Source organism: Roseibium sp. (assembly GCF_039982295.1).
Classification (GTDB): domain Bacteria; phylum Pseudomonadota; class Alphaproteobacteria; order Rhizobiales; family Stappiaceae; genus Roseibium.
In genome coordinates, this window is record NZ_JBDWYP010000033.1 from 22409 (window position 1) to 48352 (window position 25944).

Annotated in this window: 22 protein-coding genes; 11 read left to right on the forward strand and 11 right to left on the reverse strand. The window is 57.9% G+C overall.

What is annotated here, in order from left to right; genetic code table 11:
• The first annotated feature begins 80 nt into the window (after positions 1–80).
• The 7 genes from ABJZ52_RS05335 (at position 81) to ABJZ52_RS05365 (ending at position 9199) form a co-directional block, all read left to right on the forward strand.
• Positions 81–1376 carry a sugar ABC transporter permease gene (locus ABJZ52_RS05335; protein ID WP_348192857.1) on the forward strand — a complete coding sequence of 432 codons (1296 nt, stop codon included), beginning with the start codon at positions 81–83 and terminating at the stop codon, positions 1374–1376.
• Between the two features lie 4 nt (positions 1377–1380).
• Positions 1381–2169: an ATP-binding cassette domain-containing protein gene (locus ABJZ52_RS05340; RefSeq protein ID WP_209008638.1), complete on the forward strand. Its 789-nt coding sequence runs from the start codon at positions 1381–1383 to the stop codon at positions 2167–2169.
• Between the two features lie 141 nt (positions 2170–2310).
• The gene (gene xylB, locus ABJZ52_RS05345; RefSeq protein ID WP_348192860.1) at positions 2311–3762 is read left to right on the forward strand and encodes a xylulokinase; all 1452 of its coding nucleotides are present in this window, start codon (positions 2311–2313) and stop codon (positions 3760–3762) included.
• A gap of 11 nt (positions 3763–3773) precedes the next feature.
• A complete protein-coding gene (gene xylA / locus ABJZ52_RS05350) occupies positions 3774–5084 on the forward strand; it encodes a xylose isomerase (RefSeq protein ID WP_348192863.1) in 1311 nt (436 codons plus the stop codon).
• A gap of 124 nt (positions 5085–5208) precedes the next feature.
• The gene (otsB, locus tag ABJZ52_RS05355; protein WP_348192866.1) at positions 5209–5946 is read left to right on the forward strand and encodes a trehalose-phosphatase; all 738 of its coding nucleotides are present in this window, start codon (positions 5209–5211) and stop codon (positions 5944–5946) included.
• A 3-nt stretch (positions 5947–5949) separates the two neighbouring features.
• Positions 5950–7758, forward strand: coding sequence for a glycoside hydrolase family 15 protein (locus ABJZ52_RS05360; RefSeq protein ID WP_348192869.1), 1809 nt, complete (start codon positions 5950–5952; stop codon positions 7756–7758).
• A 64-nt stretch (positions 7759–7822) separates the two neighbouring features.
• Positions 7823–9199 carry a trehalose-6-phosphate synthase gene (locus ABJZ52_RS05365; protein WP_348192872.1) on the forward strand — a complete coding sequence of 459 codons (1377 nt, stop codon included), beginning with the start codon at positions 7823–7825 and terminating at the stop codon, positions 9197–9199.
• Positions 9200–9202: 3 nt separating this feature from the next.
• Here ABJZ52_RS05365 and ABJZ52_RS05370 read toward each other — a convergent pair whose 3' ends face one another.
• Complete coding sequence (locus ABJZ52_RS05370; protein ID WP_348188802.1) at positions 9203–9340, reverse strand: DUF2256 domain-containing protein; 138 nt, start codon at positions 9338–9340, stop codon at positions 9203–9205.
• A 55-nt stretch (positions 9341–9395) separates the two neighbouring features.
• A complete protein-coding gene (locus ABJZ52_RS05375; RefSeq protein ID WP_348199986.1) occupies positions 9396–9905 on the reverse strand; it encodes an MmcB family DNA repair protein in 510 nt (169 codons plus the stop codon).
• A gap of 372 nt (positions 9906–10277) precedes the next feature.
• Between ABJZ52_RS05375 and ABJZ52_RS05380 the strand changes: the two genes are divergently transcribed.
• On the forward strand, positions 10278–10634 hold the full coding sequence (locus ABJZ52_RS05380) for a hypothetical protein (protein WP_348192877.1): 357 nt from the start codon (positions 10278–10280) through the stop codon (positions 10632–10634).
• Here ABJZ52_RS05380 and ABJZ52_RS05385 read toward each other — a convergent pair.
• From ABJZ52_RS05385 to ABJZ52_RS05410, 6 genes are all read right to left on the reverse strand, one after another.
• Entirely contained in the window at positions 10612–11706 is a 1095-nt protein-coding gene (locus ABJZ52_RS05385; RefSeq protein ID WP_348188808.1) for a hypothetical protein, read from the reverse strand. The two genes, ABJZ52_RS05380 and ABJZ52_RS05385, sit on opposite strands and share 23 nt — an antisense overlap.
• A gap of 53 nt (positions 11707–11759) precedes the next feature.
• Positions 11760–13544, reverse strand: coding sequence for a sulfate permease (sulP, locus tag ABJZ52_RS05390; RefSeq protein WP_348192880.1), 1785 nt, complete (start codon positions 13542–13544; stop codon positions 11760–11762).
• A gap of 82 nt (positions 13545–13626) precedes the next feature.
• Positions 13627–15303 carry a TIGR01244 family sulfur transferase gene (locus tag ABJZ52_RS05395; protein ID WP_348192883.1) on the reverse strand — a complete coding sequence of 559 codons (1677 nt, stop codon included), beginning with the start codon at positions 15301–15303 and terminating at the stop codon, positions 13627–13629.
• Positions 15304–15335: 32 nt separating this feature from the next.
• Positions 15336–16229 (reverse strand): MBL fold metallo-hydrolase, encoded by an 894-nt coding sequence (locus ABJZ52_RS05400; RefSeq protein WP_348192885.1) that lies wholly within the window; start codon positions 16227–16229, stop codon positions 15336–15338.
• Between the two features lie 108 nt (positions 16230–16337).
• On the reverse strand, positions 16338–16787 hold the full coding sequence (locus ABJZ52_RS05405; RefSeq protein WP_348192888.1) for a YeeE/YedE family protein: 450 nt from the start codon (positions 16785–16787) through the stop codon (positions 16338–16340).
• Between the two features lie 5 nt (positions 16788–16792).
• Positions 16793–17221: a YeeE/YedE family protein gene (locus ABJZ52_RS05410; RefSeq protein ID WP_348192891.1), complete on the reverse strand. Its 429-nt coding sequence runs from the start codon at positions 17219–17221 to the stop codon at positions 16793–16795.
• 209 nt (positions 17222–17430) lie between these two features.
• On the opposite strand from ABJZ52_RS05410, the gene ABJZ52_RS05415 reads away from it, so the two are divergent.
• Positions 17431–18510: a DUF1176 domain-containing protein gene (locus ABJZ52_RS05415; protein ID WP_348192893.1), complete on the forward strand. Its 1080-nt coding sequence runs from the start codon at positions 17431–17433 to the stop codon at positions 18508–18510.
• Here ABJZ52_RS05415 and ABJZ52_RS05420 read toward each other — a convergent pair.
• Positions 18467–20524 (reverse strand): VTT domain-containing protein, encoded by a 2058-nt coding sequence (locus ABJZ52_RS05420; RefSeq protein WP_348192896.1) that lies wholly within the window; start codon positions 20522–20524, stop codon positions 18467–18469. The genes ABJZ52_RS05415 and ABJZ52_RS05420 overlap by 44 nt on opposite strands.
• Positions 20525–20829: 305 nt before the next feature.
• Here ABJZ52_RS05420 and pap point away from each other — a divergent pair, with 305 nt between their 5' ends.
• Positions 20830–22296 (forward strand): polyphosphate:AMP phosphotransferase, encoded by a 1467-nt coding sequence (gene pap / locus ABJZ52_RS05425; RefSeq protein WP_348199987.1) that lies wholly within the window; start codon positions 20830–20832, stop codon positions 22294–22296.
• Here the strand turns inward: pap and ABJZ52_RS05430 are convergent.
• Positions 22293–23471 carry an alanine--glyoxylate aminotransferase family protein gene (locus ABJZ52_RS05430; RefSeq protein ID WP_348184359.1) on the reverse strand — a complete coding sequence of 393 codons (1179 nt, stop codon included), beginning with the start codon at positions 23469–23471 and terminating at the stop codon, positions 22293–22295. The genes pap and ABJZ52_RS05430 overlap by 4 nt on opposite strands.
• A gap of 172 nt (positions 23472–23643) precedes the next feature.
• On the reverse strand, positions 23644–24672 hold the full coding sequence (gene mgrA, locus ABJZ52_RS05435; RefSeq protein ID WP_348184358.1) for an L-glyceraldehyde 3-phosphate reductase: 1029 nt from the start codon (positions 24670–24672) through the stop codon (positions 23644–23646).
• A 337-nt stretch (positions 24673–25009) separates the two neighbouring features.
• On the opposite strand from mgrA, the gene ABJZ52_RS05440 reads away from it, so the two are divergent.
• A complete protein-coding gene (locus tag ABJZ52_RS05440; protein WP_348184357.1) occupies positions 25010–25930 on the forward strand; it encodes an N-formylglutamate amidohydrolase in 921 nt (306 codons plus the stop codon).
• Positions 25931–25944: the final 14 nt, after the last annotated feature.

The following is a 25944-nucleotide window of genomic DNA, read 5'->3' on the forward strand; positions in this document are numbered from 1 at the left end:
TTGCTTGGACAGGACGGTTATCCGGCGATAACATCCGGATTATTGCACGTGCGACTGGTCTCCAAGCAGGAGTTTCCCCGATGTCCGATGACGCCCTGTCTGGGTCGAAAGCCCCGACAGCACGCAATTTCTTTTCCGCCTTGCAGCTGGACACGCGCCTTCTGGGCATGATCGGCGCATTCATTGTGCTGTGTCTCGTCTTCAACGTGTTTACAGACGGCCGGTTCTTGACGCCGCGCAACGTCTTCAACCTGACGATTCAGACCGTTTCCGTGGCCATCATGGCAACCGGCATGGTCTTTATCATCGTGACCCGCCACATCGATCTCTCGGTCGGCTCGCTTCTGGCGACTGTTGCGGCGGTCATGGCGGTAGCACAGACAGATTTTCTGCCAAATGCGCTGGGCATTGAGCTGGGGCATCCGATGCTCTGGATCCTGTCGATCGTCGTCGGCATCGTGGTTGGTGTGATCATCGGTGCGTTTCAGGGCTGGATGGTCGGCTATCTTGGCATTCCGGCTTTCATCGTCACGCTCGGCGGCCTGCTGGTTTGGCGGAATGCAGCCTGGTTCATCACGGACGGCCAGACGATTGGTCCGCTCGACGAGACCTTCACGAAAATTGGTGGCATCGGCGGCACCCTGGGCGAGACCTGGTCCTGGATCTTTGGCGCCCTTGCGGTGGCCGCGGCCTTTGCCCTGCAGGTCATGTCGCGCAAGCGCAAGAGCTCTCATGGCTTTCCCATCAAGCCGCTCTGGGCCGAGCTCACGATTTCCGGCCTGATCGCGGCGTCGATCCTCGGCTTTGTCGCGACACTGAATGCCTATGACATTCCGGCAGCGCGGTTGAAGCGGATTTTCGCAGCTGCCGGCGAAACGATGCCTGAAGGTCTGACCATGGGATACGGTATTCCCTATTCGGTTCTGCTTCTGATCGCCGTGGCCGTTGCCATGACCATCGTTGCTCAACGGACCCGTCTTGGCCGCTATATCTTCGCAACCGGCGGCAATCCGGACGCGGCGGAACTCTCCGGCATCAACACGCGTTTCCTGACGGTCAAGGTCTTCGCGCTGATGGGCGGTCTTTGCGCCCTGGCTGGTGCGGTCGCAGCCGCCCGTCTTGGCTTTTCGACCAATGACATCGGCACACTTGACGAACTGCGGGTCATCGCGGCCGCGGTGATTGGCGGAACCGCTTTGTCTGGCGGCGTTGGAACAATCTACGGTGCGATCCTCGGTGCCTTGATCATGCAGTCTCTGCAGTCGGGCATGGCCATGGTCGGTGTGGACGCACCGCTTCAGAACATTGTCGTCGGCATCGTTCTCGTCTTTGCCGTCTTCGTCGACATCCTTTACCGCAAGCGCACGGGAGACTGATCCAATGACAACTCCCCTGGTCGAAATGAAAGACATCTGCATCTCCTTCGGTGGAGTGCACGCTGTCGACCATGTGTCCGTCGATCTTTACCCAGGTGAAGTCGTCGGCCTTCTGGGCCACAATGGTGCCGGCAAGTCCACTTTGATCAAGATCCTGTCGGGAGCCTACAAGGCTGACAGCGGCGAGATCCTGATTGACGGCAAGCCGGTGACCATCAACAGCCCGCGTGATGCCCGTGCCGAGAACATCGAGACCATCTATCAGACGCTCGCGCTGGCAGACAATCTGGATGCGGCCTCCAACCTCTTCCTTGGCCGCGAACTGACCTCGGCGATGGGCTTTGTCGATGACGATGCCATGGAAGCGGAAACCCGCAAGATCATGGGCAAGTTGAACCCGAACTTCAAAAAGTTCAACGCGCCTGTGAAAGCCCTTTCGGGTGGTCAACGCCAGTCTGTCGCGATTGCACGTGCCGTCTATTTCAACGCGCGCATTCTGATCATGGACGAGCCAACCGCTGCGCTGGGCGTCCATGAAACCCAGATGGTTGCGGAGCTGATCCAGGAGCTCAAAAAGCAAGGTCTGGGCATCTTCCTCATCAGTCATGACATCCACGATGTCTTCCAGCTATGTGATCGTGTGGCGGTGATGAAAAACGGCCAGCTCGTTGGCAGCGCCAAGACAACGGATGTGACCGACGATGATGTGCTTGGCATGATCATCTTGGGTAAATGTCCGGAGGGCGCGACGCCTGGTCCCGGCGCCCTGAACGACGACACCGTCCTCGGATAGCGAAAATCATGACCGCCCGGCTTTCCGGGCGGTCGTTTTCACCCTCTCTTGACTTGTTCCTGAGAGTGGCTGAAGAACCGCAAGTGCCGATGGGGCTACCTTTCGGCACTTTCTTTCGAATTGATTTGAGGGGCGTACCTCATGTTTATCGGTCTCGACATCGGGACAAGTTCGGTCAAGGCCATCTTGCTCGATGAAAACCAGAAGCTGGTCGCATCGGCGACGTCGGACCTGACCGTTCAGCGACCACACCCGTCCTGGTCTGAACAGGATCCGGATAGCTGGTGGACAGCTTGCGAAATGGCGATGGATGAACTTGCCCGGACAGCTGCCGGCGAAATGGCGGCTGTGAAGGGTATCGGCCTGTCCGGGCACATGCATGGCGCAACTCTTCTGGGGGCAGACGACAAGCCCCTTCGTCCCTGCATCCTGTGGAATGACGGTCGCTCTGCAAAGCAATGTGCAGAGCTTGAAGCCGCGGAGCCAAAGTTCCTGTCTCTGGGTGGCAACCGTGTCATGCCGGGCTTCACTGCTCCCAAGCTTCAGTGGGTTCGCGAAAATGAGCCGGAAATCTTCGAGAAGACGGCCAAGGTGCTTCTGCCAAAGGACTATGTCCGTCTCAAGCTTACAGGCGAGCATGTTGGCGACATGTCCGACAGCGCCGGAACGCTGTGGCTCGATGTAGCTCGTCGCGATTGGTCCGATGACCTGCTGGCGGCAACAGGACTGACACGCGATCACATGCCCAGACTTGTCGAGGGCGCCGAGAGCTCTGGTCAGCTTCGCCCGGAACTTTGCCAGCGTTGGGGCATGGCGTCTGCGCCAGTTGTTGCCGGTGGCGGCGGCGACAATGCTGCGTCGGCTTGCGGCGTTGGTGCGACGGCCCCGGGATCTGCCTTCGTGTCCCTCGGCACGTCCGGTGTACTGTTTGTGACCAACGATCGCTTCTCGCCCAACGTTGAAAGCGCGGTCCATGCGTTTTGCCATGCCGTGCCAGATACCTGGCACCAGATGGGTGTGATCCTGTCGGCGACCGACAGCCTCAACTGGCTGGCAGGGACCCTTGGTGCAAAGCCGTCAGATCTGACGGATGGAGTGGGTGCTATCTCACGTCCGTCAGACGTTCAGTTCCTGCCCTATCTGGGCGGCGAACGCACCCCGCACAACGATGTTTCGATCCGCGCGGGTTTCTATGGCATCTCGCACGAAACCGACAACCGCGAACTGACCCACGCTGTCCTCGACGGAGTTGCATTCGCTCTCAAGGACTGCATGGAGGCCCTCGCCGTCGCGGGAACATCGGTTGAACGGGTAACCGCGGTCGGTGGTGGCTCGCGCTCGACAGCCTGGCTCGAGATCATCGCAAGCCTTCTTGATGTGGTGGTAGATGTCCCCGCCGATGGTGATTTTGGTGGCTCTTTGGGAGCCGCACGCCTGAGTCAGGCAGCTGCAGCCGGCACCACCGAGGGCATTTTCACACCTCCTCCGATGCGAACCAGCATCGAGCCCCGCCCAGAACTGACAAGCGCCTATTCGGAAGCCTATTCCCGCTGGCGTAAATTATACCCGGCCCTCAAGCAGGCCGGATTTTAAGGAGAACGCTCATGACCACCGGATTTTTCGGCGATATCACCAAAATCCCGTTTGAAGGGCCCGACAGCACCAATCCGCTGGCCTTTCGCTTCTACAACCCGGATGAGGTCTTCATGGGAAAACGCATGGAAGATCACATGCGTTTTGCGGTTTGCTATTGGCACAACTTTGCCTGGCCCGGCGGGGATCCGTTCGGAGGTCAGACCTTCGAACGTCCGTGGTTCCCGGCAGACAGCATGGAACTTGCCAAGCTGAAGGCCGATGTCGCCTTTGAAATGTTCACTGCGCTCGGTGTTCCCTACTACTGCTTTCATGATGCAGACGTCCGTCCGGAAGGCACGAGCTTTGCCGAAAACACCCGTAACCTGAACGAAATCGTCGACTACTTTGCAGAAAAGCAGGCTGCGACCGGCCTGAAGCTTCTCTGGGGTACGGCGAACCTGTTCTCGAACCGCCGCTTTATGTCGGGCGCTGCGACCAATCCTGATCCCGACGTCTTTGCCTTCTCCGCGGCGACGGTGAAAACCTGTATGGATGCCACCCTCAAGCTGGGCGGCGAGAACTATGTCCTTTGGGGCGGCCGTGAAGGCTATGAGACCCTTTTGAACACCGACCTGAAGCAGGAAGATCAGCAGCTTGGTCGGATGCTGAACATGGTGGTCGATTACAAGCACAAGATTGGTTTCAAGGGCGCGATCCTGATCGAACCGAAGCCTCAGGAGCCGACCAAGCACCAATACGACTATGACGTTGCAACGGTCTACGGATTTTTGAGGCGCCACGGTCTCGAGAATGAGGTGAAGGTCAACATCGAGCAGGGACATGCGATCCTGGCAGGCCATTCCTTTGAACATGAGCTGGCTATGGCAAACGCCTTGGGGATCTTCGGGTCCATCGACATGAACCGGAACGATTATCAATCCGGTTGGGATACCGATCAGTTCCCCAACAATGTTCCGGAAATGGCGCTCGCCTATTACGAAATCCTGAAGGGTGGAGGCTTCACCTCCGGTGGGACGAATTTTGACGCCAAACTGCGCCGCCAGTCCCTTGATCCTCAAGACCTTCTCATTGCCCACATTGGTGGAATGGATTGCTGCGCCCGTGGTCTCAAGGCGGCCGGGCGCATGCTCGAGGATGGCGTCCTGACAGACTTCGTCAAGGATCGCTACGCGGGTTGGCAGAGCGAAGACGCCAAGGCGATGCTGACGACATCGTCACTCGAGGATATCGAGCAGCGGGTCCTCAATGAGGAAATCAACCCGCAGCCGGTCTCCGGACGTCAGGAATATCTGGAAAACGTGGTCAACCGTTACGTCTAAAACAGGCCGCCGCGCGCCGATCCTGGCGCGCGGCAAACACTCTGCTGTTATTTTGTGCCCTTGCTGGCCATTAATTTCGCTGCGTCGTCTTTCATCCATCCTCGGCAAGACCTAAGAATGTGGCATGAACGATGCGCCGCAGCTTGAGCCGGACATGGCTCTTTTTCTCGATTTCGACGGAACGCTAACCGAGTTGGCTCCGCGCCCTGAAGAAGTTCAGGTCGCTAGCGACGTCGTGTCTTCCTTGCAGCAACTTCAGACCAGACTCGACGGGGCGGTTGCGGTCATTTCAGGCCGCCCTATCGCGCAAATTGATGATTTCCTCGCGCCACTTCACTTGCCGGCTGCGGGTCTTCATGGCCTGGAGCACCGCATGGCTGCAGACCGGGATATCCTGCGCGATCCGCCAAGCCCCGACATTCGCGCGTTGAAAGGCCTGCTGAAGAACGCCGACATTTTGACGCGAGGCGCAACGCTTGAAGACAAGGGCCCGGCCGTTGCAGTGCATTACCGCGCCGCGCCTGAGCTGGAAGCAGCCGTCGTCGCCTTGATGAAAGAGGCTCTCAAGGCCCTGCCGGCACTTCATCTTGTCCATGGCAAGATGGTGGTCGAGGCCAAGCCGTTTTCCAGCGACAAGGGTCATGCGGTTCGCGCTTTCCTCGAACAGCTGCCTTTTAAAGGGCGTCGTCCGGTCTTTATCGGCGATGACGTGACCGATGAGGACGGAATAGCCGCAGCTCAGGATGCTGGGGGCTTTGGGATCAAGGTTGGGCCCGGGAACACCGGCGCATTGCACCGCTTGAAGGATGTGGCCGCCGTACACGACTGGCTGGTCGGTAGGATGACTGTATCGGAGACCTGAAGCATGGTTTGGACGCCGCCTGTTGAACTGTCCCCGTCGCTGGATCTGGCGATGATCGGCAACTGCTCTTATGCCGGGTTGATAGACAAGATGGGCTCGCTCGTCTGGTGCTGCTTGCCCCGGTTCGATGGCGATCCGGTTTTTCATTCCCTTTTGGGAACACGCGGCAATGAGGGTGATGGCGCGTTCAACATCGACCTGAACGGTGCTGTCCGCAGTGAACAGGAGTATGTGCCGAACACAGCTATCGTGAAGACGCGGATCTTCGACGGCCAGGGCAACGCCATCGAGATTACCGACTTTGCGCCACGGTTCACGACGAAGGGCCGCATGTTCCGGCCCAATGCGATTGTCCGGCGCGTGCGGCCGCTGTCCGGCCATCCGCGCATCAAGGTTCGCTGTCGTCCACGCTTTGCCTGGGGGCAGCGCGTTCCGGATGTGACATTCGGCTCCAATCACATTCGCTGGGTGGGCAATGGTACAACCCTGCGCATGACGACGAATGGATCCGTCACCTACATCCGCGACGAGACCCCGTTCCTGCTGGACGGGCCTATGTCTTTCTACCTCGGCCCAGATGAATCTCTGACAGATCATCCGGACCGGATTTGCCGGGACTTTGAGGAAAACACAGAGACTTATTGGAAGCATTGGACGCGCCGGCTCGGCTTACCGCTGGAGTATCAGGAAGCGGTGATCCGGGCAGCGATCACGCTCAAGCTCTGTACCTATGAGGAAACGGGCGCGATTATCGCAGCCGCCACGACATCGATCCCTGAAGCAATGGGGACCCAACGCAACTGGGACTACCGTTATTGCTGGATCCGGGACGCATTCTTCGTGGTGCGCGCGCTCAACTCGCTCTCCGAAATGGAGACGATGGAGAACTATCTCCGCTATCTCAACAACATCGCCGCGATTACCCAGGGTGGCCACGTTCAGCCTTTGTTTGGCATCGGCATGGAAGAAAAGCTTGTAGAGACCACGGTCGATCTGCCGGGCTATCGGGGCAATGGTCCGGTACGGGTTGGCAATCAGGCATATGAACATTTCCAACATGATGTTTACGGTCAGATCGTTCTTGGTGCGTCCCAGGCCTATTTTGACAAGCGGCTTTTGCATCAACCGGGACTGGATGACTTCCGCCGTCTCGAGCAGATTGGCGAACGAGCCTTTGCCATGCATGATCAGCCAGATGCCGGCATCTGGGAGCTGCGGACCCGGGCGAGAGTTCACACATCGTCTTCGTTGATGTGCTGGGCTGCCTGTGATCGACTTGCCAAGATCGCCAATCAATTTGGACTGTCGGATCGTACGGCCTTTTGGCGCGAACGGGCTGAACAGGTCCATTCCGTCATTTGCCAGCGGGGCTGGAACGAGCAGAAAGGTGCCTTCGTCGAGAGCTTCGAGGGCAATGACCTTGATGCGAGCCTGCTCCTCATGGCGGAGGTCGGCTTTTTGCCGCCGAACGACCCGCGTTTCATTGCGACGGTCGACAAGATTGGCGAGACCCTCCGGCGTGGCAATCATCTGTTCCGCTATCACGCTGCCGATGACTTCGGAGCACCTGAAAACGCATTTAACATCTGCACCTTCTGGTACATCGATGCCCTTGCGCGGATCGGTCGGAAGGAAGAGGCACGCGAAATCTACGAGACCATGCTGTCTTGCCGCAATCACGTCGGTTTGCTGTCGGAAGATACCACGCCTTCGACCGGCGAGCTTTGGGGCAACTTCCCCCAGACCTATTCCATGGTTGGCATCATCAACGGGGCCGTTCGCCTCAGCGCTGGATGGGAGAAAGTCATCTAAGGTTCGACTGCGGACCGTAAAATGAAGCTGCGAGACTTCAAAAACATAGTTGGGAGAGCATCAAATGGGACGGCTTGTCGTCGTATCGAATCGAGTGGGACCACTGAAGGATACGGGACGGGCTGGCGGGCTGGCTGTGGCCCTAGTCGACGCATTGACCCAGACCGGAGGAATTTGGTTCGGCTGGTCCGGAGAGATCTCTGAGGAAGGTTCTTTCGGGCAACTCAAGACCCAGAAGACGCGCAAGGTTCAGATGGTCCAGATGGACTTGACGCAGTCCGACTACGACGAGTTTTATGCCGGCTATGCCAATCGCACGCTGTGGCCGATTTTGCACTACAGGCTCGACCTTGCGGTCTTCGATCGGCGCTTCGAGCAGGGATATCGGCACGTCAATGACCGGTTTGCAACCCGCCTCCGGCCCTTGTTGCAGGATGACGATGTCGTCTGGGTGCACGACTATCACTTCCTGACGTTTGCCGCGAATCTGCGCGCGATGGAGGTGAACAATCCGCTCGCCTTCTTCCTGCATATTCCCTTTCCTGCCCCCGAAATCCTTGCAGCCCTTCCGAATGCCGGCTCAATCGTCCGTGCCATGCTTGCCTATGACCTCGTGGGTTTCCAGACTCGGCGGGATGCCGACAACTTCCGCCGTTTCGTGATAGAGGAGCTGGATGCGACCGATCTGGGTGATGGCCGGATCTCCATCGGCGGGAGGGAAGTCATCGTGCGTGCCTATCCGATCGGGATCGATGCGGAGGCATTCTCGAAGTTCGGAATGACCCCGGACGCTCGCCGGAACATATCGCGCCTTGAAAAGCTGCTGGGTGGCCGTCAGCAAATCATTGGCGTCGACCGTATCGACTATTCAAAAGGCCTGCCGGAACGCTTTCGGGCCTTCGAACGGCTTTTGGAGGATTATCCGGAAAACCGCGGACGCGTGTCGCTCATGCAGGTGGCCCCGCCCTCACGCGCCGAGCTTGATGCCTATATTGATATTCGCAGGGAGCTCGATGAGATGACGGGCCATGTGAATGGCCGATTTGCCGACCTCGACTGGACGCCGATCCGTTTTCTGACCAAGTCTTTCCCACGCCGAGCGCTTGCAGGGATTTATCGCGCAAGCCGCGTTGGTCTTGTGACCCCCTTGCGCGACGGTATGAATCTGGTCGCAAAGGAATACATCGCAGCGCAACGGGCAGAAGACCCGGGCGTTTTGGTTCTGTCCCGGTTTGCCGGTGCTGCAGAAGGCATGAAGGAAGCGGTGATCGTCAATCCGCATTCCGCCGAAGAGGTGGCTGCTGGTCTTCAGTCTGCCATAACGATGCCTCTGGAGGAGCGAAGGGATCGCTGGCAGATCATGTTCGACCGACTTTGCGAGGAAGACGCCATCGCCTGGTCCCGTGCGATCATGAACGACGTGGCGTCGATGAAAGCCTAGGGGCTAGGCGATTTTCCGGCATCGCTCCGAGCAATAGAGGACAGCGTGCCAGTCGCGTTTCCATTTATGACGCCAGGAAAAAGGTCGGCCACATGCCCGGCAGATCTTCTGGGGCAGGTCGGCTTTCTTGCGCATTTTCATTGTGGTTGGCTTCCTTCGTTCCAGCCGATTTACGCGAGCACGAAGCAACCGGATTTTAAATACCGCGGAACTGATGCCGTCCGTCGGGGTCGGAAAGGTCGTGAAGACGGTGCGCCGCCAGTCTGGCAAATCGCAGCGTGACGGCCTTTCGGGTGGCTGCCGCGACCTTGTGTTCGGGAGCATCACGCAGAATCTCAGCGCCATACCCGTCAGAGATGATTAGCCCGGCATCCTCTGGGAAGATCTCATTGGGCATATCCGTATGAGTTGCAAAGAACAGCCGGTCGCAGTGTTCCCGGTAGTCGGGCCATTTGGTGTCGGAGCGAAAGTCAGCGACAGATGACTTGACCTCGACGATCCAAAGTTCGTGTTTCGGCCCGAGCGCAATCAGGTCCGCGCGGCGACCTGATGCAAGAGTGATCTCGGGAAGACAGGCAAAATTCAGAGCCCTCAGCATGCGCGCGGTGCCACGCCAGATCTTGAGAGCTGTCTCCGACTGGCGGCCATCCGTTAACGGATCGTCAAGCGTCACGCGCTGGCCCGAGGGGGTCATTTTATCGTTCATTCCTGATTAGTTCTATATATGTTCGTGTTTTTCAAGAATTTTGCGTCCAACTTTTAATGAGATAGGCTCAAATGCGAGTGTCTTCATAAGGAAATGAGCCTTTAAAGCCGCCCTGGTTCGCGATTGGCGTTCAAGGGAGATTCAGCTTTGACGACACAGTCAAAGCATTAGTGTTGCGATGACAGGCCTTCCGGCCATAGGTTAGCGACAATTGGGATGAGCAGTGCGTGGGAGAAGCAGGGCGTGAAGTGTGTTTTGGCAGCTTGTTTTTTGGTGTTGGCGTTCAGTTTTGAATTTGCCGACCAGGCTTTTGCTGTCAAAGGAGACCGTGTCGTTTCGGTTCAGAGGCGATCTCCGCTGTTGGAGCGAAAAGTGCTGGATCTACGCTTTGCCGACTTTGCGCAGGGGATCTGGACGACCGATCGGGAAGCTTGCGCAGATCTGCGCTCCATTGATCGCAGCCAGCCGGGGTCTACGGTTGCCATATTCAGAGGGCTTATGGAAACTCCCGACAGGATCTGTACGGTCTACGGAGCAGAGCAGGGCGCTGTGGAGTCGCAGCGCGCTGCGATGAACTGTGACCTTGTTGCCGGTGGTGATGCCTTGAGCCTTTTGACAGTTCGTCGTCGCGGGTCGCAGGGCCTGATGGTGCAGGATGGTGAAAGGCCGCCGGAATATTATCGTTTCTGCCGTGGCATTATTCCCGTCACTCAATCGGTAAGTCAGTAGCGCCTGTGTGTGGCAATGCGATGCAGCGGAGCTCGAGTTGCTTTGCAAGCGTCAGCATTGCTTCGTCTGCGGGAAAGCGTTCCAGCGTTTCGGTCAGAAGCCGCCGCGCCATCTCAGGCCGTCCGGCTTCGAGAAACCAATTGACACGTTGAAGCGGCAACTGCTTGCGCCATCGCTTTGGCAATCCGCGGAGAACCGGGTCGTTCTCGATCAGAGCTTCAGTCTCTGCCATGGTGTCGAGCGCTTTATCTAGGTCGCCGGCCCTGGCTTGGGCCTTTGCTGCGAGCTGCATGATCCCTGGATTGAGGTGAAACGCCTCGAGTTGGGCAAGGTCCGGTGGATCGACCACGGCGCCTGAGGCAAATGCCTCGCCAAGGTTTCCAAAAATCCGAAGCTCGCATTCTGCGATGCCGCAATTCAACTGTTTGGAAGCAAGCTCGCGAGCTGGATCACGTTCGAATGTGCGGATGAGGCGCCGGATGATGTTGAGCGAATAGAGATGATCGTGGTTTGCGTGGGTTGAACGCAGCAGGTGGCGGCGCGCTTTTGGCAGCAGCTCCTTCGCAGAACTTGCACCAGCAGCATCTACGGCATCGAAACATCCAAAGTACAAGTTCAGCTCACGAGAAAATGCGTCTGCGAGGCTCGCGAGATCGACAAGTCGTTGATCGTTGGCGCAAATTCCATATCCGGTGCTTTGATAGCCCGGTCTGCCAAGGCGGAGCTCCGGCCCGAAAGCATGAATTTCGCCGTCTTGACGTCTCAAACCCGTGAGAAGCGCCCCGTAGCCGCCCATGGATGATCCGTAATAGATCATCCGCGCCGGACTGACTTCTCCGACTGCTGCTGAGATGGCCGCATCGATGTCGTCCTCAAGCCCAAGATACCACTCGCAATCAGCGTCATTCAAAAACAGGCAGTTGTGACGTGTCTTGGCAAATAGCCGCTCCAGTCCGAACTTTCCAGCTGGCACGCGCACCTGGGAAAAAACAACGACAAGAAGCTCGCTCTCACCGCGTTTCAGGAGGCTGTGGAGCCGAGCCCGGCTTGAAGCAGCTGTTGGATGGTTCATTTGCCGACAGTGCAGGCAAGATCCATCAAACTCAACAGCGTGTCACGTTGTGCTCAGATTTCCGGGCCGGACCAGATGCCGGATTGGGCAGTGCGCTTGGGTGTATGCGATTCCGAGATGTGGGCTGTCAGGGGATCCAGTTCGCACAAGGCGTCATACTGACTGAGGAACACCTTTCCCGTGAGGTGTGTCAGAAACTCAGTTCTTTGCAGCCGGTCCATGACCGGACCTTTGACCTCGGAAAGGTGGAAGGAAACGCCACTGTCTGACAGGCGGTGATTGATCTCTTCGAGGCTTTCCAGCGCACTTGCATCGATTTCATTGACCGCCGGGCACATCAGTACGACGTGCTTGATTTCCGGCCGGTCCGCCACGAGCGCGTAAATCCGGTCCTCCAGATAACGACTGTTTGCGAAGAACAGGCTTTCGTCGACACGCAAGGTTAGAACGCTTTTTCCCGTCGCCACAGTGTGGCGGTCGACGTTTCGGAAGTGCTCGGTTCCCGGAACAATACCGACAACAGCCATATGCGGGCGGCTGGAGCGATAGAGGTAAAGTGCGATCGAAAGCACGACGCCCGACACAACACCCTGCTCGACTCCAAAGAACAGGGTGATCAGGATCGTCGCGGCCATGGCGGCGAAATCGCTCTTGGAATAGGCGTAGGTGCGTTTGATCGCGCCCAGATCGACGAGGGACAAGACAGCAACAATGATGGTTGCGGCGAGGGTCGCTTGCGGCAGGTTGGTCAAAAGTGGTGTGAGAAACAAGGTCGCGACGGCAATGCCGATGGCAGTGAATGCACCTGCCGCAGGTGTTGCAGCGCCTGCGTCGAAGTTGACAACCGAGCGGGCAAAGCCACCGGTAACCGGATAGCCGCCGGAAATGGCAGAAGCGATGTTGGATGCACCAAGCCCGATCAGTTCCTGATCCGGTTCGATGCGTTGTCGTTTCTTGGCCGCGAGGGTTTGGGCCACCGAAACGGATTCGACGAACCCTATGATCGAAATCAGAAGGGCGGCCGGTGCCAGCTGAAGCCAGAGCGCACTGTCGAAACTTGGCAAATGGGGCATCGGCAGACCGGAGGGAATGTCACCAACGAGGCGCACTCCCTGCGAACCCAGATCAAATGCGGCGGCGGCCAAAGTGGTCGCGGCGACTGCGGCGACCGGACCTGCCTTGGTCAGAATATCGGCGAGAAACGGCTTGGTGCCGATGCTGAGCAGCAGCTTTTTCAAGCCCTTGCGAACCCAGAACAAAAAGCCGGTCGCAAGGACGCCGATGGTAAGCGTGACAAGATTGGTTTCATCAATCTTCGACGCGATGGATGGAAGGATGTCGTAGAGATTGTGGCCTGAAGCCGGGACGCCGAGGATGTGTTTTAGCTGGCTTGAGGCGATGAGAAGACCGGACGCCGTGATGAAGCCCGAGATGACCGGGTGGCTGAGCAGGTTCGCAAGAAAGCCGAGGCGGAAGAAGCCCATGGCCATCAGCATCAGGCCGGAAATGAAAGCCAGCACAATGGCGGCACCGAGGTATTCTGCCGTTCCTTGCTGAGTGAACTCGCCGACTGCAGAGGCCGTCATGAGAGAGACAACGGCGACGGGCCCGACAGCCAGAGCCCGGCTGGTTCCGAAGATGGCATAGGCCACCAACGGCAGGATTGAAGCATAAAGGCCAACTTCGGGCGGGAGCCCCGCAAGTAGTGCGTAGGCCAGCGACTGCGGGATGAGCATGATAGTCACGATGATCGCCGCAACGAGGTCGCTGGTCGCGGCTTCCTTGTCGTAGGTCCGGCCCCAGGTCAGGATCGGAAAATAGCGCTTCAAATGGTTCATCTGATCCTGTGCATGGCTTTTCACATAATTGCGGGCCGGTTGTCCGGCCCGCAAGTGTTTCTTTCAGTGGTGTCAAAAACGGTCAGCCGACGGTTACTTTCTCCGGCTTTGCCATCCATTCCTTACCGCGCAACATGGCCTTCCAGTAGATCGGAGGCAGAAGACGCTCCTTCAAAAGCCAGGCCGCCTTGCTTGGCTTGGTGCCGTCGATCAGCCAGCTTGGGAAACTGGGCAGGAGTTTGCCGCCATATCCGAACTCGGCGAGCACGATCTTCCCGCGCTCCACGGTCAGGGGACAGGAGCCATAGCCGTCATATTGCGCGTCGGCGCTCCTGCCATCGATATCGGCCGCAAGGTTCTCTGCGACGACCGGTGCCTGTTTGCGTGCCGCAGCAGCCGTTTTGGCGTTCGGTGCGTTCATGACATCGCCGAGCGACCAGATATTGTCATAGTGCTTGTGGCGCAGCGTGGCCTGATCGACGTCCACCCAACCGGCACCATCTGCCAGCGGCGAGACCTTGATGAAGTCCGGTGTGACCTGTGGCGGCGTCACATGGATCATGTCGAAATCGACGTCGATCCGGCGCATTTCCTGGTCGGGTTCCTTGACCTCGAACGTTGCAATCCGAGCGGATCCATCGATGGCAACAAGATTGTGGAAGAAGTTCAGCTTCGCGTCATAGCGTTTGATGTAATCCATCAACGCGGGAACATAGTCTTTGACGCCGAAGAGCGCTCCGCCTGCGTTCATGAACTCGATGTTGATCTTGTCGAGATTGCCCGAGCGCTTCCAGTGATCACCTGAAAGATAGAGTGCCTTTTGCGGCGCGCCCGCGCATTTGATCGGCATGGGCGGCTGCGTGAAGAGGGCGCGACCCGCCTTCAGCGTTTTGACCAGGTGCCAGGTGTAGGGTGCGAGATCATAGCGGTAATTTGAGGTGACGCCATTCTTGCCCAGTGTGTCGACCAGTCCCTCCACCTTGTGCCAGTCCAGCTTGAGACCGGGACAAACGACCAGGCGTCCGTACTTGACGATCCGGCAGCCGTCCAGGATCACCGCGTTGTCCTTTGGCTCGAATGCGGCGACAGCCGATTTGATCCAGTGGACGCCGGACGGTATCAGCGATCCCATCGTCTTGGCTGTTTCTGCAGCCTTGAAGACGCCGCCGCCCACCATGGTCCAGCCGGGTTGGTAGTAGTGAATGTCTGCCGGGTCGATGATCGCGATTTCAAGGTCTGACTTCCGCGCTTTCAAGCTGGAAGCGACCGCGATGCCGCCAGCTCCTGCGCCGACAATCACCACATCAAACCGAGCATCTTCGGCTGTCTCTGTCGGCGTTCTGCCGCCATTGGCGATACGCCGCACGACACCTGCCATGTCATATCCGGCTGCTTTCGTCCGCTCCAGGATGTCAGCGACGGGTCGTGTTTCGGCCTGAGCAAGTGACCAGAGTGTCGCTGACCGGGTTCCGGTCCGGCAATAGGCAAAGACCGGCTTGGGCAGCTCTTCCAGAGCTGCGCTGAACGCGGTGGCGTCGTCGTCAGACACCTTGCCCGCGACAACTGGCAGATAGCGGATCTCAAGGCCAGCCTTCTTCGCAGCTGCCTCGATCTCCTCAAACGTCGGCTGGTCGGCACCTTCGCCGTCTGGACGGTTGCAGATGACAGAGCGGAAACCCTGGCTAGCAGCTTCCCACAAGTCGGTCGCCGCAATCTGCGGGCTGACCGAAAGGTGCCTGGTGATCCGTTTCGCTTCCATGCGGTTCCTCCCGAAAGCTCTTTGATTTGCGCTTAGAGGCCGTTGACCGGCACTTTCAAAAAGCGCTTGCCGCTTTTGTCTTCCTTGGGAAGTTTGCCCGCGCGCATGTTGACCTGAAGGGACGGGATGATCAGCTTCGGCATGTCGAGCTGAGCATCGCGCTCCTGACGGAATTTGACGAACTCCTCTTTCGTCTTGCCGCTGCCAACGTGAATGTTGTGCGCTTTCTCTTCGCCAACCGTCGTTTCCCATTTGATGTCACGTCCGTTCGGGCCGTAATCGTGGCACATGAACAGGCGCATACTGTCCGGCAGGCTCAGGACCTTTTGGATGGAATCGTAAAGCGTTGCAGCATCGCCGCCGGGGAAATCCGCGCGGGCGGAGCCGCCATCCGGCATAAACAGGGTGTCGCCGACAAAGGCTGCGTCACCGATGACGTGAACCATGCAAGCCGGTGTGTGCCCGGGCGTATACATGGCGAAAGCCTTGAGGCCGCCAATCTCATAGGTGTCACCGTCCTGGAAGAGTCGGTCGAACTGGCTGCCGTCACGCTGGAAATCGGTGCCTTCGTTGAAGACCTTGCCGAATGTGTCCTGAACGACGGTGATCTTGTCACCGATGCCGAGTTTCCCGCCGAGCTTGCTTTGAATATAGGGTGCGGCGGACAGGTGATCTGCGTGCACATGCGTTTCGATCAGCCATTCGAGCTTCAAGCCGTTCTGTTCGATGTAGTCGATCATGGCGTCGGCGTGATCATAGGTGATCCGGCCGGCTGCGTAGTCGATGCCCATGACACTGTCGATTACTGCGCAAGCCTTGGAACCAGGATCCTTCACCACGTAGCTGATGGTATTGGTGGCCGGATCGAAGAATGCCTTGACGTCCGGCGTTACGGACATGTCAACGGGGTAGGTCGCTTCAGTCATTTCGTCATCTCCCTTTTCTGACCAGCAGCGCACGTGAGAGGCGGAGTGGTCTCGGCGTTTTGGTCGTTCAATGCCCCGGCATTGTCGTCAGGATCTCAAGAAGCATTTTCAGGCCTGGTTCGCGGAAGCTGCCGGAGTGGCAGCGCGCAGGCGGTTGACTATCCGGACAGCGATCATGCCGACAACAATGGCTGTCGCGGCGACGACGGGCTCCATGCGCCCAAGGCCAAGTGCAGGGACCAGACCGCCCGGGCAAAAGCCGCTGAGGCCCCAGCCTATGCCAAAGATTGCGGATCCGCCGATCAGTTTCGCGTCGAGGTCTTTCCGGGTTGGCAGTGAAAAGCCGTCAGCGAGCAGTGGATGGCCCATGCGGAACACCAGCCGGTAGCCGATGGCGGTCACGATGAGCGCGCCGCCCATGACAAACATCAAGCTGGGGTCCCAGGTCCCGAAGATGTCGAAAAAGTTCAGAACCTTGGCCGGGTTTGCCATGCCGGAAAGCATGATCCCGGTGCCGAAAACGAGCCCGATGGCGAATGCTGAGAGCGTCTTGAGCATGGCGATCAGCCTCCGATCACGTGACGAGTGAGGTAAACGGTCAACAGGCCGGTTGCCATGAAGGTCAAGGTCGCGACGATTGACCGGGCCGAAAGGCGAGCAATGCCGCAAACCCCATGGCCGCTGGTGCAGCCGGATCCGAGCGATGTCCCGACACCAACGAGAAACCCGCCAACGGCGAGCATGATGGGCTCGACCGGAACGGTGATCTGGGGCAGGTCACCTGTCACTGCACTCATTGCAATTGGCGAGACGATCATTCCCAGAATGAAGGCAGCGCGCCAAGACCAGTCACCGGAAGCTGGCGAGGTCAGCAGACCGCCAACAATTCCGTTGATACCGGCAATCCGGCCATGAATTCCCATCAGGACCACTGTCGCGATGCCGATGAGAGCACCGCCCAGTAGCGACATCACCGGAGTGAATTCGGTCATTCTTCCCACCCATCCAATAGTTTCAATAAATTGAATATAGTAATTGAGCCAGAACGCGCAAGGGATAAAAACACGCACTCACCGCAGCGGAAAGTCGGGAGGAATGCGCAGATCGCCGGCAGTTCAATCGGTAAGAAGCAGGAGCAGGTGGATTTTTGGCGTCAATTTGCCCATTCTTCTTCGGGGCTAGAGGGGGATACGTCATGAGAATGAGTGAGGTTTGGAAGAGAGCGGCATGCGCCTTGGGGTGTGCAGGGCTGCTCTTTGCATCTGTTGTGTCACCGCCCGCGGCGGCGGATGATGACGCTTACAAAATTCCATTGAAGCTGTTTGGTGAGTTTGAAATCGCGGGCGGTCTGGCCTCCTGCCACTATGCGCTTTGGCAGCACAACCGGGATCCGGGCGATGACAAATACGCCTATCTTTTCTACATGCCTTTTGATTCCGACGGCGCTCCTCAACCAGCACGGCTCGAGATTGGCGGAGATGTGCTCGCGCTGGAGGAGCTTTTGCGTGATGGGGAGTGGATCGCCGGCATGGCGAAAAACGCGCTCTACGCCACGCGCGATCGCGATACGCGGGTGCACATCGAGGTTCTTGAAGCTGAAGACGTCGGCAATCACAGCCGAATTGATCGGGCCACGGTCTATGTGGTGCAATCCGGCAAAATTCCGTTCCAGGCCCGGGCGCGAGGTACGTTCGGCTGCGCCGGTCTGAATGCGGGCGATGAGGAAAGCGCGGCGGCTCCTGTTCCGAGTGCCGGATGGGCTGGTCCGGCAGGAATTCCCTTTGGCGCACCCATGATGCTGGCTGACATGTCGGAGGTTCCGGCGGCTCTGCGCCAAACAATGCGGGGCTATGCCAGCGAGGACTGCGACATTGATGGCTCCTTTGCCTGGGCGGGTGCCCGCTATGTCATCAACGAGAACTATTTGCTTTGGGAGGTGCCATGCACGATGGGCGCCTATCAGGCATCAAGCGTTTTTGGCGTGACCCAGAACCCGGCGCGAGACTGGGCCGAGCTTCTGACTTTGCCCAACCCGCCGGGATTGGAAGGGCAGCAGAACTATGCTGCGATGAATGCAGACGTTCTTCCCGGGCAGGGCATCATCAAGATGACCGCCTTGAGCCGCGGCGCAGGAGACTGCGGTGTCCATCAGGTTCACCGATTGACGGATGGCCCAGGCGAAGTTCTGGAGTTTGAACTTCTTGAGTATCGGGACAAATATGACTGCGACGGCAACGCTACCGACCCCGAGAATTGGCCCTTGGCTTATCAGAGCTACTGACGGGGGAGGCGGGAGGCTCGAGAGCAAGCACAACCTCCGTTCCATCCGTCCTGGTTCTGGCTGCCGCACCGTCTACCAGAAGTGCCGGATTGTCGGCCAATGCGGGCTCCTCACGGTCAATCTTGGGGCCTGAAAACTCGCCCATTGGCCGCAGGATTTCCTCGTGCAAGACGCTGCCGGTGTAGAGCGGCAAAAGCGAGCCCCGATGCAGGACCTGATAGCGGCTTGGCCAAAGGCGCAGGATCCAGCGGCTGCTTTGAGGGTCTTGCATGTGGTCGTTCTTGATCAGGATGAGCGCAGGTTGACGGCCGTTTTGGGTCCGCGGAAGGGCTGGCAGCTTCTCTGCAGGGGTTTGCCCGACGACAAAACCAGATGCGGTCGTGAGCGACCATTCTGGTGCGGGCTTCCAGCCATCCTCCGCCAGGGCGTTCGCAAATCCGGCGGTTTCGCCCGCATATTGGACAACGAGAGGTTCTTTGGTCTCTCCGCTCAGCTCAATACGGTTTTCCGGTAGACTCGCCCAGCCGAAGGTCAGCCACTCATGTGACGTCAGCAATTTGCGGTCACTGCGCGGCTCATAGGTGGCCATCGCAGCGTCAATGCTTGTCACCGCATGCCAGCTGCCGAATGTTGCCAGGGATCCAACGACAATCGCCGCCAGAGTGACCCGGCCGACCTTTTCGTTATGGATTGGACCAAAAACAAATGCGAAGGCAGCGACCATGGCGGTGCCGAAGAGAAAGCCTGCCAGGACGTCCGACATCCAGTGCGCACCAAGATAGATTCGGGAAAAACCGATTGCGATCACATAGGTGGCAGTGATCGTGAAAATTCCGGCTTTGACCCATCTGCTGCGATCATGCGCAATCAGAACCGCACAGATTCCAAAAAGTACGGTGTTCAGCGTTGCGTGGCCACTTGGGAAGCTGAAGGCGTCCGCGCCCGTATAGAGGTCGATTGGACGGGAGCGTTCCAGAAGTGCCTTGATGACTGGAACGAAAATCGCGGTTCCGCACATGGCAATGACAAAGCCCGTTGCCCTGCGCCAAGCCTTGCGCGCGAACAGATACAGCGCGACGGCTATTGTGACCAGCGCGACCACGATACCGTCTCCGAGCGTGGTGATGGCCACCATGATGTGGTCGCCGATCGGCGAGCGCAGACTCTCGAAAAGGTTCAGGATTGCAACATCGGCCCGAACCATGGGTTCGCCAGGTGCGACCTCGCCCATGAACCAGAAAAAGAGCGGCATCGTCACCAGGAGGAGCAGTGCCGAAACCAGCATGCCCGTCGAGCGTGGGTGCTGTGGGTCGAAGGTCGCGGCGATCCATTTTGATGCCCGGTCTGGCCGCATTGCAAACCAGTTGACAATGGCCGTATGCGCATTTGGAAAGAGCGGCAGGATAATCAGGATCAGCCAACGTCCAAGCATGATGGTGACAAAGGCGATCAGCAGCAGGCCGCCGAGCACGAGAGCGAGCCGCCCACTGACTTCGCCGATGGCACTCAGGGCAGTTCCGGCCAGGATGCCTGGCCCCAGATGGGCGATGGCCCATGCGAAGGCGGAAACCACATTTATGATGGTGAAGCGCGTGGCATTCATGCCGACCATGCCGGCGATGCCAGGAACAACGGATTTGACGCCGGGGACGAAGCGGCCGATGAAAACGCTCTTTCCGCCATGTTCCTTGAAAAACGCCTCGCCCCGGTCCATCAGGCTTGAGTAGCGTGAAAGGGGCCAGAGTTTTCGGACCTGATCCTTGTAGAAATAGCCGAACCAGTAGGAAATGGCATCGCCTGCTATTGCGCCGCAGGTCGTCCAGACGAAGATGGAGTAGCCATCGAGCTTGCCGAGGCCAACAAACGTTCCCGCGCCGACAAGCACAACCGTGCTGGGAACAACGAGGCCGATGATGAAAAGCGCTTCGCCCATGGCCGCTGCAAAGCAGATGACCCCGGCCAGGGAGGGATTGTTCCCGATGAAATTGACGAGTTGTTCCAGAAGATCAGTCAACGGATTTGCGCTCGTCTCTCTTTGGAAGGCCTGGCGACACGATCTCGATCAGACAACGATTGTGACCTTTGTTGCGCTTCATATAGGCAACCTGGGCACCGCTCAACAGAGCAATAATCACGATTCAGATGTCGGAATCGTTCTTGAGTAGCTATCAGTGGTCTAAATCAATGCAGCCTTATGGTGAATGAATTGATAATCGGAACCTCCGGTGCGTAAGCTTCGTTTCCGAAGATGTCCGTTTGCATTGGCGGGTACGGCGTGATCTGAGAATAGACAGGCACGGATAGTGGAGATTGGGTGAGATGTTTGAGTCGGCACGATTGCCTCAAGAGATGGACAAGAAGACTTTCCGAAAACTCGAACCTGAACTCCGTGAGGCCCTGTTATCTGCTCAGCTTGAAATTATTGAAAAGAAGCCGTTTTCCACGATCATCGTGGTGGATGGCCTCGATGGTGCCGGTAAGGGAGAGGCTGTTGCCCGCCTGTACGGCTGGATGGATGCCCGCCATCTGATTTGCAACGCCTATGGCGATCCGATGGAAGAAGCGCGCCTGCGTCCCAGGCTCTGGAGGTTCTGGCGCGACCTGCCGGCCAAGGGCCAGACGGCTGTTGTCTTCGGAAGCTGGTACCAAAAAGCCCTGCGCGATCGCATCTATGACAAGATTGATGACGACAGCTTCGAGCACGAGCTCGGCAAGATCCGGCGTTTCGAGGAGATGCTGGCCAATGAAGGCATCTTGCTGCTGAAATTCTGGTTCATGCTGCCTCGCGAAGACCAAAAGCGGCGTCTGAAGAAAATCGACAAGAAGCATGCAGCACGCCATGTGCTGGCCGACTGGGCGGCCTTGAAAAACCACGCAAAGGCGTCGGAAGTCGGCGAGAAGATCATTGTCGAGACAAGCCGGGGACATGCACCCTGGTTCGTTATCCCGTCCCAGGATCCGGAGTTTCGCGACGCGGCTCTCGCCCAGACCATAGCAGCTGCGATGCGGCTGAAGTTGGAAGATGGCGAGGCAGCTTCTGTTGCCGCGCCTCCCGTTGTCGGAGGCTTGACCCGGCAAACGGCCGTGGACGCCATTGATCTCACGGCGAAGTTGAAAAAGTCGGATTATGAGAAGAAGCGAACGGAGCTTCAGGATCGGCTGTCTGCCATGTCAGATACGAAAGCCTTCTCGAAAAAGGGGCTCATTCTGGTTTTTCAGGGCAATGATGCTGCAGGCAAAGGCGGCGCGATCCGGCGGGTAATCCGCCCACTGGATCCTCGGATCTACAAGGTGCATCCGATCTCGGCGCCCACTGACGAAGAAAAAGCAAGGCCCTATCTTTGGCGCTTTTGGCGACGAGTTCCGCGCCAGGGCCATATCGCGATCTTCGACCGGTCCTGGTACGAACGTGTCCTTGTGGAGAGGGTGGAGGGCTTTGCCAGTCATGATGACTGGTTGAGAGCCTACAACGAAATCAACGAGTTCGAGGAAGAGCTGACAAACTCGGACTACATCGTTTGCAAATTCTGGCTGGCGATTAGCGCCGAGGAACAGCTGCGGCGTTTCAAGGCCCGCGAGGAAATCGCCTACAAACAGCATAAGATCACCGACGAGGATTGGCGAAACCGTCTCAAGTGGGATCAATATGCCGTTGCGGCGGGCGATATGGTCGACCGGACATCAACCCATTTTGCGCCATGGACGCTTGTCTCCTCGGAAGACAAGCGCCATGCTCGCATCGAGGTTTTGCAAACCATCTGCGACAGGCTGGAGAAAGAGCTCTAAAGCGCGCCGGACAGATAGTCTATCGCGGCCTGAACACCGCCTTTGCCATGCGGGATGTCGAGTTTTGCAAGACCCATCTCGATTGCGGACAGGGTACCGAGCATCATGACCGCGTTCACATGTCCCATGTGCCCGATGCGAATGCCCTGGCCAGCAAGGTCGCCGATGGCGCCACCGACAGTGACCCCGCAAACGTCCTTGGTGAAGGCGCGCAAAGGGGCTGGGTCTGAGCCCTTGAAGCGCACGACGGTGACGCTGTCTGATCGTCCGTTGGGATCAGTGATGTTCATGTCGAGAACGCCGCCTTCGGCCCAGACCGCGATGGCTTTTCGCGTGGCCTCCGCAAGCAGGGCATGGCGATGCCACACATTCTCAAGGCCTTCGGCCTCGATCAATTCGAGCGCAGCCCGGAAGGCGAACAGAAGGTGCTCCGGAGGCGTGCCGCAGTATTTTTCATAGTGTTCCGGACCGTTGCGGAAGGTCCAGTCCATGTAGTTGGTTCGCAAATCCGCTGTCTCATGCGCCTTGATTGCCCTCTCACCGGCCAAGACGAATGACAGGCCTGGCGGTGTCATCAGACCTTTTTGCGAGCCGGTCAGGGCAATGTCGACGCCCCATGCGTCCATCTCGAAAGGCATGCAGCCGAGCGAGGCAATCGTGTCCACCATGAGCAGGGCATCGTGGCCTGCCGCGGTCATGGCCTCGCGAATGGCGGCAATATCATTCCAGGCACCCGATGCCGTATCCACCTGAACGACAAGAACAGCCTTGATTTCGCCGCTCGTATCGGCGCGCAACCTGTCTTCGACGGCTTGTGGGTTGACCGGAAGGCGCCAGTCGCCCTTCAAGACTTCCATTTCCAGGCCTGTGATTTCGCCAGCTTCACCCCAGCCAAGCGCAAAGCGGCCAGACTCCAGCACAAGGACCTTGTCACCACCGTTTAGAGTGTTGCTGAGCGCGGCGTCCCAGGCGCCATGGCCGTTGGCCGCATAGATGTAAGGCTGCCCTTCGGAGCGAAAAAGCTTGCGCAAGCCGCTCATGCAAAACTCGGTCGTCTCGATCAACGGACCTTCGTAGATGTCGACGGCCGGCCGGTGCATGGCCCGAAGAACTTCATCCGGCACATTGGTCGGACCCGGAATCATGAGGAATTCCTTGCCGTTTCGCAATGTCATGGGCTGCCTTTCCAAGAAACGTCAGAGATATTGTGTCTGTTGGTGGCGAGCTTATTCCAGCCCTTGGGGAGGATAAAGCCACAATCCTTGATGAGTGGATGAGCGAGATTGATCAAAGCTCGCGGCAGATGTGCGACCGCGAGCTCTAGATCCGCGGTCGCATGTTTGTGGTTCAGGAGTTGGAGCTGAGTGCCCATAGGTTGACATCGAAGTCAGCCGACAGCCGGTCGATCTCCGCCAGTTCTTCACTGGAAAATTCAAGGTTTTTCAGGGAGCCGACACAGTCGACAATCTGATCAGGTCGGCTTGCTCCGATCAGCGCGGAGGTGACGCGGCCGCCGCGCAGGACCCATGCGATCGCCATTTGCGCCAATGTCTGGCCGCGCCCCTCGGCAATTGCAGCAAGACCCCTGAGGCGCTCCACTTTCTCGTCGCTGATCATTTCCGGCTTGAGGGATTTGCCGGCTGTCAGGCGGCTGCCTTCCGGAACCCCCTTCAGGTACTTTGATGTCAGCATGCCTTGAGCCAGAGGTGTGAAGGCGATGGAACCAATGCCTTCATCGTCGAGCGTGTCGAGCAGTCCGTCGTCTTCAACCCACCGGTTGATCATTGAATAGCTTGGCTGGTGAATGATGCAGGGAGTGCCCAGCTCTTTCAGAATTTTGGCGGCTTCACGGGTGCGCGCTGAATTGTAGGAGGAGATGCCTACGTAGAGCGCCTTGCCTTGCCGGACTGCGCTGTCGAGCGCGCCCATGGTCTCTTCGAGCGGCGTTTCAGGGTCGACCCGGTGAGAATAGAAGATATCGACATAGTCGATGCCCATCCGGGTGAGGCTCTGGTCGAGGCTGGAGAGAAGATATTTGCGGCTGCCCCATTCGCCATAGGGGCCGGGCCACATGCGATAGCCAGCCTTGGTCGAGATGACGAGTTCATCCCGTAGACCGTGAAAATCATTGCGCAGAATATCGCCGAAAGCTTCCTCTGCCGATCCGGGAGGCGGGCCGTAGTTGTTTGCAAGGTCGAAGTGCGTGATTCCGAGATCGAATGCAGTTCGACAAAGGGCGCGCCCAGTCTCACGTGCCGCATCGCCGCCAAAATTGTGCCAGAGCCCAAGTGAAAGGGCGGATAGCTTGAGACCGCTCCTGCCGCAACGATTGTAGGTCATTGCGTCGTAACGAGACGCGGCTGGACAGTAACTCATGACGTTTCCTCAAACGTTTGCCCGGTTCACTCTGCCGCGGTGCGTGATTTCGCGGCGGCAGACCCGGTTCGATCGACAGATAATTGTGTGTATCGGAAAAGGCCGACTTGGGGCCTGTCTGCATTGTGAGATACTCACGATAGTTCGATTGACGTTGGCTTGCAAAGTGTCTCGCTGGGGCTAGCTGCGTCAACGTAACTTCAAGTGTCAACGGTATGGTGCCATGCGGCGCTATCTGGATTCTTTTTGGCAGCCACCACGCCAAAGAGGCTTGTTTCCGCATCGTAAAGAAAACAAACTGCATGCATAATGCGATAAATTCATTGGGCCTGGGCAGATGATCATTGTCGAAAAAGGCGAAAGCCCGCTGATCCTTTGCTTGCCGCATACAGGGGTCGACGTTCCACCAGCTGTCGAGAAGCGTTTCAGCGCGACCGGTCGTCTCCAGGCGGATATATCGTGGCGGTTGGAGCAGGTGCTGGATATCGCACGCGAATTGGACGCAACGATCATTCGGTCGACGATTTCAAGATATGTGATTGATGTGGACCGGCCGGCCGATCAAATGGCTGATTCCGATATCTCGCCGAGGGACAGCTTGTGCCCGCTTTCGACCCTTGACCTCAAACGGATCTACCTGGCGGATGAAGAACCCGGGCCGATTGAGACCGAGCAACGGAAGCACCTGTTTTATCAGCCCTTTCATCAGGCGCTTGAGGAGCAGATTGGCCGACTGAGACGTTTGCACGACGAAGTTGTTCTGTTCGATTGCCAGTCGATGCGTTCTCGCATTCGCGGGTTTGTCGAGGGTGAGTTGCCGGTTATCAACATTGGTACGGCCAACGGCCAATCCTGCTCAGAGGGATTAAAGAGCACGTTTGTTGGGTCTTTTACCGGGTTGAGTGGTTTCTCGGTGGCCGTCGACGAGGTTCTGGGCAGCAGCTATATCACCGAAAAATACGGCTCTCCTGCCGATGGCCTGCAGTGTTTCACCCTCGTGATCGCACAGCGCGTCTATCTACGCCACGAGTCACCGCCGTTTGAACCGGACAAGGCGCGTATCGCGCGCCTGAAGACTGCCTTGATTGATGGGTTTTCGCGGGCCATCGACTGGACGAAATCTGAAAGCCATTTGGCGACCCCGAAGGGGGTAATGCAGTCCTCTGTTAGCGAACTTTCCTCGGCAGAGCCCGCCGATGCATCTCCGCAAGCGGACGACGACGCCAAGTGGACGCCTTATCCGCTTGTGGCCGAGTAGGACCTAAACCGCTC